Genomic DNA, 12,954 nt, shown 5'->3' with positions numbered 1-12,954 from the left:
TAATGTGTTGAAGGAGATTTTTAGTATGATGCAGAGAAAGATAAAATTATTAAACAGCCAAGGAATCAAACTTTTTGGAATTGACAGAAAATATGGTGGTTTGTTTAAATGATATCATATCGATATTAAAAGAAGGGGAGGGCTTCTATTGTTAATTGCTAAGTTACAGGAAGAGCAGCAGCAAAGTATCTCATTATGGGAGGAGCTGGTGAACACTGCCAGTGGCTCTGATAATTTTGCGGGTATTGAGCAAGTGGTAAATATAGTTTTAAAGGCGACACAGCCATATATTACAAGTCATCAAATTATACAAAATGAAACACAAACATTAATACTAGAGAGAAAAGGCGATTTACAAGGAACAATTTTATTAATTGGTCATATGGATACGGTGTTTACCGAAAGCCAAACGAATGATTGGAAGTTTACAAAAGACGGAGCATTTGTTTCAGGACCTGGTGTTTATGATATGAAGGGCGGCATTGTGCAAATTATACTTGCCTTGAAACACCTTCATGAAATACAGTATAAAGGCTATACAATTCGTGTCGTGCTGTTTGGAGATGAGGAAGTAGGCCATAAATATTCCGATATTTCGACAATCATGAAGGCAACGAAAAATGATGCAATTGTTTGTTTTTGCTGTGAATCAGGAAGAAGTGACCAAGCATTAATTGTTGGGCGTGATGGTGTCGCAGAATTAGAAATGCAAGTAAGTGGGCAGTCAGGTCATGCTGGCTATATAACCTCTGACACAGGTAATGCTATTAAGCAGCTCGCATTAAGCATTGCTGAAGTGTATGCGATTACTGAGCGATATCCCACTGTAAAAGTGAGCGCTGGACTTGTAACAGGGGGAGGAGCCACGAATATCGTACCAGATTATGCAAAAGTTATTTTTGATATTCGCTATAAAAATAATGAGCATTTCAACGAATGGTGGCATGAATTGAGCGAAGCAATACAAGCGAAAATTACAGCTACTACGGTTTCCTTAAATTTACGAAAAGGCTATCCACCAATGGAGATGCTTGCTAGCAATATCGCACTATTCGACTATATGAAAGAGATTGCTGAAGCGAATAATGTGGCATTTACGGACTATTTACACGTAGGCGGTGGAGCAGACTCTTCACTTTATGCGAATGAGGGGATACCAACAATTTGTGGGATTGGACCGTGGGGAGAGAATTTACATACTGTAAAGGAAAAAGCAAATATCCAGTCGTTATTTGATAGAACAGCCATTTTAATTGAAGCGATTCTGCATATTGAGCGATTTGTAAAAATAAGTGCTACTCAAACTGAATAACATGAAAATAAGAGCGGCTCTTCTTTTGAGCCGCTCCTTTAAACTATTTATTAAATACATGAAGCCAATCTAAAGTATTTTCGTTAAAATCCTTTAATGTAAAGACGATTTCCTTTTTTGCCCAAGTAGCAAAATTTCTTGTTTCGTCGTCTGCATAAAAGTGCATTTGCCCCACGATTTGTGGTCTAGGGTAATAGCCATTTTCAATGCCATTTGATATTTCGTTGACTAAATCTTTTTCTTTAATCCAATCAACTAATTCTTGTTCAGATTTTTCTCTTGAATAAGCAAAAATATTCCACCCATTGCTGCTCCAATTAACAATGCTTTCATCGCCTTCTGTAAACGGATAAATTAATTCAGGACCTATATCAGCAATATAATCATCATGTAAAGTAAGCTGTACTAATAATTCATCATCTGCCTTTAATTCATCTTCATAGCGAGTAACCGTTAATTGCCCGATATAGTAGCCATCCGTTACATTAGCGGCATCCAACTCAACTTCGTCATCAAATTGATAAAAATCATATGTTATTTTATCTTCAGTAACAGTTGTTTTTGCTGTTAAAAATGTATCTTTTTTAATAGGAAAGTCTGTAGGCAATTGAACTTGCCAATCTGCTGGTATAGCCGATTGGAAATCAGCGTGTTGGGCTTTCGCTTGGTTAGCAGTATTATTTGTTTCTCCCCCGTTATTGCTAGGTGGTTCAATTTTTGTTTCGTCCGTATTGCTACAAGCGGCAAGTAAACTAACACAAAGAAACAAACTAAAAAACTTTTTCATTGTAAAATCTCCTCCTAGATAGAAAAATGTATCTGTATTACTGATCTTTACTTATAAATCAATTGTGTTTTTGAACTAAAGATTAATTATAACTAGTATAATAAAAAATTACTTGGTTAGCTAAGGAGAAGGACGGTCAGAAGGAATTTCAGGTATTTTGTAATACGTAAAAAGACGTAATTAAATAGGTCCATACCCCTTTTAATTACGTCTTTTATTTAAATTAGGAATTAGCTGATAACAGTTTGTTTAACTGTTAATTTTGCAAGTGTTGCTTCGTCAACATCGATACCAAGACCTGGTTTACCATTTAAGCGAATAAAAGGAATTTCGAATTGAAGATTGCCTACGTCTTCGCTGTATTTTAATGGGCCAGTTAGCTCAACGCTTGTCATCGATTTTTTGGAGAAAGCCACATGGTAGCCTGCTGCTGAGCCGACTGACGATTCAACCATTGAGCCTACTTGACATTCGATATTCGCCATTTCAGCCATAATTGCAAGTTTATTCGCTTTATAAATTCCGCCACATTTCATTAGTTTAATATTCACTTTGTGTGCAGCTTGCTTTTGAATAATTGTACGCATTTCTGTCATGCCGACAAGTCCTTCGTCAATCATCACAGGCATTGAAGTTTTTTGCTTAATTTCCACCATACCATCGATATCATGTGCAACAATTGGCTGTTCGATCCAGTCAAGATGGCAATCTTCAAGCAATGCTAAAGCTTGTAATGCTGTCGCACTATTTTTCCAGCCTTGATTTACATCTACACGGATGGCGATTTCTGGACCGACTGCTTCACGAACAGCTCGAATACGCTTCACATCGTCTAACATTTTTGCGCCTACTTTTAGCTTGAATGAGCGATAGCCTTCTTCAACTTTATCAAGTGCTTCCTGTGCCATCACAGCAGGGTCTTGAATACTTAAAACATGTGTAATAGGAAACTCCTCATGGAAACGACCACCAAGTAAATCATAAACAGGGACATTTAATGTTTTTGCAGCGGCATCGTAGCAGGCGATGTCTAATGCTGCTTTAGCAGTTGGTGCTGCCAAAATCGAGCGGTCCATCACATCATGAATAGCCTCCATATTAAGTGGATTCATACCGATTAAGCGCGGCGCTAAAATTTTCTCAATAATTTCAAATGCCCCGTACATGCTTTCCCCTGTTACATGCTCATCTGCAATACCTTCCCCATAGCCAACAACACCGTTATCTAAAGTGACTTTGACGATTAAGGAAGGCATCGTATAATAAGTAGCATAGCTAATAATAAATGGTTCCTTTAATGGAAGTTCAATAGCAAATAGTTCAATTTTTTCAATTTTCATATAGTACATCCTTTCATATTTGGAGGTTTTCATTTAATGATTACAATTGCTTTAATAGGTTCAGTAAGCTTTTGCCAGAAGGCACGAGCACTTGCTGATTTGGATTCTTCTTATCATCTCAAATGCTATGAATATAAAGAACCTGCTGATGCACCACAGCTAATGAAACTGATTGGACACTGCGATGTATTAATGTTTTCAGGCTCATTGCCATATGAATTTTCAAAGCAACAAGTAGAACAATTACAAATACCTGTTGTTTGTTTACGTCAAGATGTACAAGCTTTAGCGATTACCTTATTAAAGGTTGTTCAACTAGGCTATACTTTAACGCGTATTTCCCTTGATTATCGCCATGAGGAAGAATGGCAAAGCTTATGTAATGATTTACACTATCCGCCTACTACGCATACATTATGTTTGCAAAGTGCTCAGCCATCACAGCCAGTACTAGCATTTCATCGTAGGGCACTAGAAAGCGGTCAAGTAGATTTTGCGATTACGAGTATCCATGCTGTATACGATCAATTACGTGAGGAAGGATACCCAGCTACCCACATTGTTGATACAGATAACGACATACTACATACGTTAGCTAAAGCTAAGGAGCAGGCGGTATTAGCCAAGGCTGAAGCAGCTCAAGTAGCTGTAGGACTCATTCAAGAGCAGCATTGTTTACCTGAGGAGCTAGCTAACTTTGCTCAGTTAATGGAAGCGACATTAAATAAAAAAGAGCATGGCATTGTTGTTTATTCGACTGTTGGAAAAATTAAATCCGTTATATCTCACCCTATGTTCAAAAAGTGGCATAGCACATTAGATTCAAGGGTACGAATTGCTTTTGGCAGTGGGCATTCAACAGAAGCTGCTTATAATAATGCGCTTGTAGCAAGCTCCTTTACACAATCCAAGCAGTTTTATTTTATGGATGCTAGACAAACATTACATGGACCTTATCCTACTATAGAAAAGCAGTCGACACTTTCAGTAAAGCACCCACAATTAGTAGAGCTATCACAAGAGGTCCATTTAAGCCCGCAAAATATGTCACGTATTTTTGCGTATGCTGCATTACAAAATAATGAGCCCTTTACAGCCGCACAGTTAGCAAAATTTTTACAAGTAACGAGAAGGACGGCCGAGCGAATGCTGAAAAAGCTGCACGATGCTAACTATGCAAGTATTATCGGGGAGCAATCTATCTATCAAAAAGGTCGCCCTTCTGCACTTTATCGCTTAAAGCTGCCTACTTTAATACAATAACAAAAGCTTCTTGCTAAAAAGCTGTTATTGCTAACATAAGTAATACAGTAGTCACAATAAAATACCACCATTTCCCATTCGGAGAACGTGTCTGAAAAATTTTTTTCAGACACGTTCTTTATTTTCAGAAAATTTCTTGCATCTGTCACAAATCTTTTTTACAATAAACATGTCGCTAAGTAGTCGTTAATTGTATCGTACAAAGCAAAAGCGATGAAGTCAAGGACAAACTAAATAATTATAGGAGTGTCAACATGGAGCAAACAACAGAGAAGAAAAAGAGGTTTACCATTCCGCATACATATGCAATTATTTTTTCCATTGTTATTCTTGCAACGTTAGCAACTTATTTCTTACCAGCTGGACAATATGAAAGAATAGAAGAAGCGGGACGAACGGTTGTTGTAGAAAATAGCTACGCTCAAGTAGAACAAAACCCAGTATCTATTTTTGAAATGTTTACAGCAATTCCACTTGGTATGCAAGCAGGGGCACGTATTATTTTCTACATATTTCTAGTAGGGGGAGCATTTGGAATTATTCGTGCAACAGGTGCAATTGAATCAGGAGTCAACGCACTTGTACAAAAGATGCAAGGCTCAGGAATATTGCTTATCCCAATTTCGATGACTGTCTTTTCTATATTAGGTTTCTCTACAGGGATGAGTGAGGAAACAATCATTTTTGTGCCGATTGGTATAGCGATTGCAAGGGCATTAGGCTATGATGCACTCGTAGGAACTGCGATGGTATCAACAGGTGCTGCCAGCGGCTTTATTGGAGGAATGTTAAATCCGTTTACAGTGGGGGTAGCTCAGGAGATTGCTGAGGTAAAATTATTTTCTGGCATTGGATTCCGTTCCGTTGTTTACGTATTTGTTTTACTTGTAGCGATTACCTATGTTATGCGCTACGCAAAGAAAATCCAAGCAGATCCAACAAAAAGCATTATGTATGATATTGAACAGAAGATAAAGTTAGTAAAAGTGTCTGATATTGATACATTTGATAAATTTACAATTCGTCATATTCTTGTGTTGCTAACACTTGTTGTAGGAATTTTCGTGAATATGTACGGCGTGTTTAAGCAAGGATGGTTTTTAGATGAACTAGCAGCTAACTTTATAATTGTAGGCTTTGTGGCAGGTATTTTAGGTGGTTTAAAGATTAATAAAATATTTGATTCCTTAGTAGATGGTATGAAAATAGTAGCTTTTGGGGCATTAATAGTAGGTTTTGCCCGTGCTATTTTAGTCGTGCTTGAGTCAGGTGTTATTATTGATACAATTGTTTATAGTTTAGTTCAACTTATTTCGCATTTACCACAAACATTAAACGCTGTTGGTATGTTCGCTGTACAAGTTATTATTAACTTCTTTATCCCTTCAGGTAGTGGACAAGCTGCGACGACAATGCCAATTATGGTGCCGATTGCAGATTTGCTTGGTATGGAGCGTCAAGTTGCGGTTTTAGCATTCCAATACGGGGATGCGATTACAAACTCTATTATTCCAACATCTGCAGCATTGATGGGCTATTTAGCAATTGCAGGTATTCCATATGAGCGCTGGGTGAAATTTATCTGGAAGTTAATCGCATTTTGGTTAATTATTGCGGCAATTGCATTAATTGCTGCTGTTATGTTAGGAGTTTCTTAAAATGAAAGAAAAAATGTTAAAAGTTTTTGAGCATTTGCATACACATGGTGAGGTAAGCTGGAAAGAGGTTGAAACGACAAATTACCTCGTTACGTTGTTTGAGGAGGCGGGTTTTCAGCCGAAAAGATTCAAAGACATCCCAGGCTTTTCTGTAGAAATTGGCTCTGGCTCACCGAAAATAGGCTTGCGAGCGGATATGGATGCTTTATGGCAAGAAGTGAATGGGGAAATGAAAGCAAACCATTCATGTGGACATGATGCACATATGACAATCGTAACTGGTGTTATGCATCGACTAAAGGAAATAGGTGATTTCAAGGGGACAGTGCGAGCTATTTTTCAGCCAGCGGAAGAGCTTGGAAACGGTTCTTTAAGTGTAATCAAAGAAGGCGTTATAGATGATTTAGATTATTTTTACGGCGTGCATTTGCGCCCGTTAGATGAAATTGCTTTTCCAAACTGTGCTGCAGGTATTCAGCATGGATCATGCATATTTGTCAAAGGCATAATTGATGGGCTAGATCACCATGGAGCGAGACCACATAAAGGGGTTAACGCAATTGAGATAGCCGCTTCTATCATTCATCATTTAGGGCTGACATATACAGATCCACATATTGCTGCGACAGTGAAAATGACGAATTTACATGCTGGTACTGACAACTTTAATATTATTCCTGGGAAGGCGACGTTTGGCTTAGATTTACGCGCACAAACAAATGCAATAATGGATGAATTGCAGCATAAAGTAAAGACAATTTGTGAGCAATTAAGTGTTATGCATGATGTACCTATTCATATAGAGTTTTTTGATTATGTTCCAGCGGCAGCAGTTAATGAGGAAGCAGCCGCATTTATGGCACAATCAATTGAGCATGTGTTAGGACGACCTGCCCTGCCAATTATTATTACGCCAGGTGCGGATGATTTTCATTTTTACACGATTGAACGACCGGGCTTAAAGGCAACGATGCTCGGCTTAGGAGCAGATGTAACACCGGGGCTACATGATCCATACATGCAATTTAATCACGAATCAATTTTAAATGGCATCGATATTTTAACCGATGTGTGTTTACGTACAGCTCAGCAAGTTAATAAGTAATATAAAGGGCTATTATGTAAGTTTTGAACTCACGTAATAGCTTTTTTGCACAGATGAAAAGCTAAAATTGAAGATGTAGCTTAAATGGCTGTAAAAGCCCGCTTGAGGCCAACACGATTCGGTCACAGGGGTGTTTCCTTAGGTAAATAGCTTGTATGCCTTTGTCATAATCGGCGAGGGTGAAGTAAATCTTCACTTTATGTTATTATAAAGAATACATACAGCAAGTGAAGGGGGAGAGGAAGTGATTTCGATTGGGCTAACTGGCTGGGGAGATCACCCTACTCTATATTCAACAGTAACGACTGCTCGCGATAAATTATTTGATTATAGTGGGCATTTTCCTATTGTTGAAGTAGATACGTCCTTTTATTCAATTCCGAATAATCAAAATATCGAGAAGTGGTGTCATGATACACCTGCTAATTTTCAATTTATAGTAAAGGCTTATCAAGGAATTACAGGGCATTTGCGCGATGATTTACCATATGAGACGCGCAATGATATGTTTCAAGCATTTTTACAATGTGCTAATACATTTCAGCGCTTTGGTAAGCTTGCTATGGTGCTTGTGCAATTTCCGCCATGGTTTGATTGTACTGCTAAAAATGTGAACTATATTCGTTATGTTAAAGAGCAATTACCAGATTTGCCACTAGCTATTGAGTTCCGTAATCAAACTTGGTATGCTCCGCAAATGCGAGAGAAAACATTGCAGTTTTTACAGGAGCAAAGTTTTATTCACACGGTTTGCGATGAACCGCAAGCGGGGGTAGGCTCTGTGCCACTAGTACCGGTTGCTACAGCAAATAAGGTGCTATTTCGTATTCATGGTCGCAATGTGCATGGTTGGCGCAACAGTGGTAATGCACATAATTGGCGCAAAGTTCGTTTTCTATACGATTATAATGAAGAAGAGCTACAATCATTATCATCTTATGTAAAACAATTGCGGCAACAGGCACAGGACGTTTATGTGTTATTTAATAATAACTCTGATTATCATGCAGCTCCAAATGCACAGCGCTTAAAGGAAATTTTAGGCTTGCATTTTGAAAATTTATCACCAAAACAATTAAATATTTTTGAAGGAGAGTTCTAATGGAATTTGTATTGCTATTTATTATTGCAATCGCTTCAGGTATTATAGGGGCACTTGTAGGATTAGGTGGCGGCGTTATATTAGTACCTGCTACACTATTTATAGGTATAAACTTAGGTCTTATTCCAGATATTACACCACAAACGGTTGTTGGTTTATCTGTTGTTATGATGATTTTTACAGGGCTTGCCTCAACATTAACACAGATGAAATCGAAAACAGTAGATTATAAAACTGGTTTCATTTTCTTCATTGGTAGTGTGCCTGGCTCATTGCTAGGGGCATGGATTAATAAAGGCTTAGATTTGCCATCATTTAATTTGTATTTTGGTATTTTATTAATTATTTTATCAATTATTTTATTAGTGCGTGATAAATTAAAGCCTGTTCGATGGTTCGTAGAGCATGGAACGAAGCATACATATATAGATAACGAAGGAAAAGAATATGTGTATGGCTATCCCGTTTGGTTTGCTTTTTTATTAACATTTTTTGTTGGTTGTATGTCCGGTCTTTTTGGCATCGGTGGCGGCTCGATGATTGTACCAGCAATGCTAATTTTATTTTTATTCCCGCCACACGTGGCGATTGCTACATCGATGTTTTTGGTGTTTTTAACATCCATCGTCAATTCTGCCTCACATATTTATTTAGGCAATGTACCATGGCTGTATACATTACCAGTCATTCCAGGGGCCTATTTAGGGGCAAAATTCGGAGCACAATTAAATAAAAAATTAAAATCAGAAACGCTTGTGTTAGCATTGCGAATTATTTTATTGCTGTTAGGTATTCGCTCAATTATTGAGGGATTATTTTAAAGAAAGTTGGTGTGCATTGTGCAAGAAAAAATTCATTTTTTCCATACAAACGATTTACATAGTCATTTTGAATTTTGGTTGCGTACGCAAAATTATATTCATGCACAACGTACACTATTAGCTGAACAAGGTGAGCCCAGCTTTTTAATAGATATCGGTGATCATATAGATCGCTCAAATATTTATACGGAGGCCATGAAAGGGAAAGGGAATGTTCAGCTACTAAACGAAGCGAAATATGATGTTGTTACGATAGGTAATAATGAAGGAATTACATTCGCTCATGAAGACTTAAAGGCATTATATAATGACGCGCAATTTGAAGTTATTGTCGCTAATTTGCACACATTGGAAGGTAAACAGCCTACATGGCTTAGGCCGTATACTATTTTAACGACAAAATACGGTACTAAAATTGGGGTTGTTGGTGCAACAGCACAATTTGAAGCATTTTATCGTGTATTAAATTGGCAAGTAACAGAGCCGAGAATTGCGATTATACAAGTTGTAGAGCAGTTGAAGGAACAGGTCGATATTATCGTATGCTTGTCGCATTTAGGTAAGACGGAGGACGAGTTATTAGCTGAGGAATGCCCTGAAATCGATGTGATTTTCGGATCGCATACACATCATTTATTTGAAACAGGAAAACTTATTGGTGATGTACTACTAACTGGCTGTGGAAAATTTGGTCAATATTTAGGGCATTTAACAATTGAATTTGACCATCAAACGAAAAAGATTGCGAAGCAAGAAAAAGTGATTGAATGCGCATTGCTTCCTAGCCCAAAAGAAGAGCCAGCATTTTTGCAAAGCTTAGTTAACGAAGCCCAGCAAAAACTAGATAAACCTTCTTTTACAGTACCGAAAACATATCATAAAGAGTGGTTTCATTATTCGCAGCTTTCGCATTTATTTGCGGAGGCAATTATAAATTATACAGATGCGGATTGCGCCTTGTTTAATGCGGGTATTTTTTTAGAGGATTTACAAAGAGGCTACGTATCAGCATATGATCTTCATCGCATATTACCACACCCAATCAATTTATGTACGATTGAACTTACTGGTACTGAGCTTAAGGAAATATATATGCAATCAATGAATGAAGAGTGGCCACAATTACAATTTAAAGGGTTGGGCTTCAGGGGTATCGTATTTGGCAAGCTGCTCACGTATCATTTTAATTTAAATGCTCAACGCGAGCTTATAATTAATGGAGAAATTGCAGACTTACAACGTACTTATAAACTAGTGACACTTGATCTATTTACATTCGGTTATTTTTTCCCTAGCTTTAAATATGCCAAAAAGCATTATGATCTCCCTTTATTTTTACGAGATATATTAAAACTTTATGGACAAAATAAATTTAAATAATGAATTAAATTGTCATGTATGTTGATTTCTTTCTAATTTGCGAGTATTGTTTAGTTTGGATTCAAGCTCTCTGCTAGGAAAAGTTCAGTTTCTGGCGGATTGTAGAGGCTTTCCTGTATGAATCCAATTGGAGGTTAGCCGAAGCGTAATTAGTTGAATCAATATGCGTGATTTTTTTTTTGCACATCTATCTTATTTTGTTTATTGCTTATATAATAAAAAATAATGTATATAGAAGAATTGGGGTTAAATTATAAATATGCGACTAATATCATTAAATGTTGTAAAAGAAGGCATGGTCATAGGGAAGACGATATGGAATGAAGCAGGTCATCCACTTTTGCACCAAGGCGTAGTCATCAATCACCGAATCATCGAAAGATTGCGACAACTAAACATTCGATATATTTATATAGATGATTTAATATCAGACGGAATTCAAATCGAAGAAACAGTCGACCCAATTGTTCGCCATAGAATAGTTAAAGAAATTACTAAAACATTTGAAACTGTTAGAACGCTTAAAGGTGCACAAGCATCCTATATGATAGAACAACAGTCAAAAGCAATTAGCGGTATTGTAGAGGGGTTACTTGACACGATTTTAAGTAGCCATGAGTTTTTAACTATTTTATCAGATGCATATTTATATGACGAATATTTATATCAACACTCTTTCCAAGTTACATTATATTCAATTGCCATTGCAAAGGAATTAGGATATTCCTATGAGGAACTGCGTTTAATCGGAATCGGTGCAATATTGCACGATATTGGTAAATTATTAGTACCAGCTGATATTTTAAAAAAACCAGGCACTCTTACAGAGGAAGAATATAATGAAATGAAATTACATGCTCGCTATGGCTTCGATTTGCTACGTAATCTACATTCCATCTCACTCTTGGTAGCACACTGTGCGTTCCAACATCATGAACGCTTAGACGGTAGCGGTTATCCTAGAGGTTTAGTTGAATTTGAAATTCATCCATTTGCTAAAATTATCGGTGTTGCAGATGTCTTTGATGCAGTCACATCAAATCGTGTTTATCGACAAAAGGCGTTGCCTTCAGAAGGTATTGCCATTCTTGAAAAAGATGCAGGAAAATTGTATGATGCGAAAGTTGTCGATGCGTTGAAAAAATGTATTGTTCACTACCCGAATGGAACAGTACTCACTTTATCCGACAAGCGTCGTGGCATTGTTTCACGACAAAATGAACTACAGCCAGCACTACCATACTTAAGGGTTTTTGAAGAAAACGATGAAATGCTTTTAGCTACATATGAAATTAATTTGGCAAGCGTACAAAATATTAGAATTGAAAAAATCGAGACAGAATTTATTCCTTCTGAATAGTTGCCCCTTCTTGCTCATACGAATAGAGCAAGGGGGATTTTTCTGTTTTTACAAAGAAGAAAAATGCGTTTTAGGCAATCTAAAAAACGAGGAAATATAGCCTTTTTTGTGATTTTGACACTAATCATTGTTATTATTTTATTTTTATATTGGATGAATTCTCGCTTAATGCCAACATATTTACAATATGCGGAGGTACAAACGAAGAAGGTAGCCTCTTTTGTTGTGAATAAAGCGATTAATGCACGTACCTCTGGCGTGTTAGATGTTAATGATATAATTGAAAATTTGCCATCAGGCTCAGGCGATATGATTACAACAAAGTTTAACACAGAGATTATTAACCGAGTTCGTTCAGAAACACAGGCTTTGGTGAAGGAATATTTAGAACAAGCGGAAAATGGGGATTTAACTCATTTACCGAACTTGGAAAATGTCGAATACAATGTAGGGAAAATGGAAGCCGGTGATGGTATCGTTTTTTTTGTACCACTTGGGCAGGCTGCTAACCTACCTTTACTTGGGAATTTAGGACCGAAAATACCGATTCGCTTTCATATTGTTGGTAGCGTTTCTAGCGATGTCCGATCAACGATACGAGAGTTTGGCATTAACAATGCTTACGTGGAGGTAAGTATTCACTTGGAAGTGAATGTACAAATTATTGTCCCGTTTGCAAGTAAATCGTCAACAGTAGAACAGGATATTCCAGTAGCAATTGGTCTAGTGCAAGGCTCCGTTCCACATATTTATACGAATGGTGGAGATGGGGTACAGCCATCACTAGAAGTACCAGTGCCTTATGACTAATATATGATGAAAACTG

The 12,954-nt window shown here is 37.2% G+C and carries 11 protein-coding genes; 9 read left to right on the top strand and 2 right to left on the bottom strand.

Annotation, left to right across the window (positions count from 1 at the left end; all coding sequences use genetic code 11):
* Positions 1-148 precede the first annotated feature (148 nt).
* Entirely contained in the window at positions 149-1,312 is a 1,164-nt protein-coding gene (locus TY13_RS11855) for a M20/M25/M40 family metallo-hydrolase (protein WP_042476144.1), read from the top strand.
* 43 nt (positions 1,313-1,355) lie between these two features.
* Here TY13_RS11855 and TY13_RS11850 read toward each other — a convergent pair whose 3' ends face one another.
* A complete protein-coding gene (locus TY13_RS11850; RefSeq protein WP_042476142.1) occupies positions 1,356-2,099 on the bottom strand; it encodes a hypothetical protein in 744 nt (247 codons plus the stop codon).
* A 230-nt stretch (positions 2,100-2,329) separates the two neighbouring features.
* A complete protein-coding gene (locus TY13_RS11845; RefSeq protein ID WP_042476140.1) occupies positions 2,330-3,439 on the bottom strand; it encodes a mandelate racemase/muconate lactonizing enzyme family protein in 1,110 nt (369 codons plus the stop codon).
* Positions 3,440-3,475: 36 nt separating this feature from the next.
* Here TY13_RS11845 and TY13_RS11840 point away from each other — a divergent pair, with 36 nt between their 5' ends.
* The 8 genes from TY13_RS11840 to yunB all read left to right on the top strand — a co-directional run bounded on the left by TY13_RS11840 (position 3,476) and on the right by yunB (position 12,938).
* Positions 3,476-4,702, top strand: a complete 1,227-nt coding sequence (locus TY13_RS11840) for an HTH domain-containing protein (RefSeq protein ID WP_042476139.1) — start codon at positions 3,476-3,478, stop codon at positions 4,700-4,702.
* Between the two features lie 254 nt (positions 4,703-4,956).
* The gene (locus TY13_RS11835; RefSeq protein WP_042476137.1) at positions 4,957-6,360 is read left to right on the top strand and encodes a YfcC family protein; all 1,404 of its coding nucleotides are present in this window, start codon (positions 4,957-4,959) and stop codon (positions 6,358-6,360) included.
* A 1-nt stretch (position 6,361) separates the two neighbouring features.
* Positions 6,362-7,465 carry an amidohydrolase gene (locus TY13_RS11830; protein WP_042476136.1) on the top strand — a complete coding sequence of 368 codons (1,104 nt, stop codon included), beginning with the start codon at positions 6,362-6,364 and terminating at the stop codon, positions 7,463-7,465.
* A 244-nt stretch (positions 7,466-7,709) separates the two neighbouring features.
* Positions 7,710-8,567 (top strand): DUF72 domain-containing protein, encoded by an 858-nt coding sequence (locus tag TY13_RS11825; RefSeq protein WP_042476133.1) that lies wholly within the window; start codon positions 7,710-7,712, stop codon positions 8,565-8,567.
* Entirely contained in the window at positions 8,567-9,388 is an 822-nt protein-coding gene (locus TY13_RS11820; RefSeq protein WP_042476130.1) for a sulfite exporter TauE/SafE family protein, read from the top strand. Before TY13_RS11825 ends, TY13_RS11820 begins: the two co-directional genes overlap by 1 nt.
* Positions 9,389-9,406: 18 nt before the next feature.
* A complete protein-coding gene (locus tag TY13_RS11815) occupies positions 9,407-10,768 on the top strand; it encodes a bifunctional metallophosphatase/5'-nucleotidase (protein WP_042476127.1) in 1,362 nt (453 codons plus the stop codon).
* Between the two features lie 259 nt (positions 10,769-11,027).
* Positions 11,028-12,128, top strand: a complete 1,101-nt coding sequence (locus TY13_RS11810) for an HD-GYP domain-containing protein (protein ID WP_042476125.1) — start codon at positions 11,028-11,030, stop codon at positions 12,126-12,128.
* A 63-nt stretch (positions 12,129-12,191) separates the two neighbouring features.
* Positions 12,192-12,938: a sporulation protein YunB gene (yunB, locus tag TY13_RS11805; protein ID WP_042476124.1), complete on the top strand. Its 747-nt coding sequence runs from the start codon at positions 12,192-12,194 to the stop codon at positions 12,936-12,938.
* Positions 12,939-12,954: the final 16 nt, after the last annotated feature.

The organism is Bacillus ndiopicus (assembly GCF_000612805.1).
Taxonomy (GTDB): domain Bacteria; phylum Bacillota; class Bacilli; order Bacillales_A; family Planococcaceae; genus Metasolibacillus; species Metasolibacillus ndiopicus.
The sequence above is the reverse complement of the archived record's forward strand: the minus strand, read 5'-3'. Positions and strand labels throughout refer to the sequence as shown.

Coding starts and splice junctions, on each gene's coding strand:
- TY13_RS11850 (WP_042476142.1), bottom strand. CDS start 2,099: ATGAAAAAGTTTTTTAGTTTGTTTCTTTGTGTTAGTTTACTTGCCGCT.
- TY13_RS11845 (WP_042476140.1), bottom strand. CDS start 3,439: ATGAAAATTGAAAAAATTGAACTATTTGCTATTGAACTTCCATTAAAG.
- TY13_RS11840 (WP_042476139.1), top strand. CDS start 3,476: ATGATTACAATTGCTTTAATAGGTTCAGTAAGCTTTTGCCAGAAGGCA.
- TY13_RS11835 (WP_042476137.1), top strand. CDS start 4,957: ATGGAGCAAACAACAGAGAAGAAAAAGAGGTTTACCATTCCGCATACA.
- TY13_RS11830 (WP_042476136.1), top strand. CDS start 6,362: ATGAAAGAAAAAATGTTAAAAGTTTTTGAGCATTTGCATACACATGGT.
- TY13_RS11820 (WP_042476130.1), top strand. CDS start 8,567: ATGGAATTTGTATTGCTATTTATTATTGCAATCGCTTCAGGTATTATA.
- TY13_RS11810 (WP_042476125.1), top strand. CDS start 11,028: ATGCGACTAATATCATTAAATGTTGTAAAAGAAGGCATGGTCATAGGG.
- yunB (WP_042476124.1), top strand. CDS start 12,192: ATGCGTTTTAGGCAATCTAAAAAACGAGGAAATATAGCCTTTTTTGTG.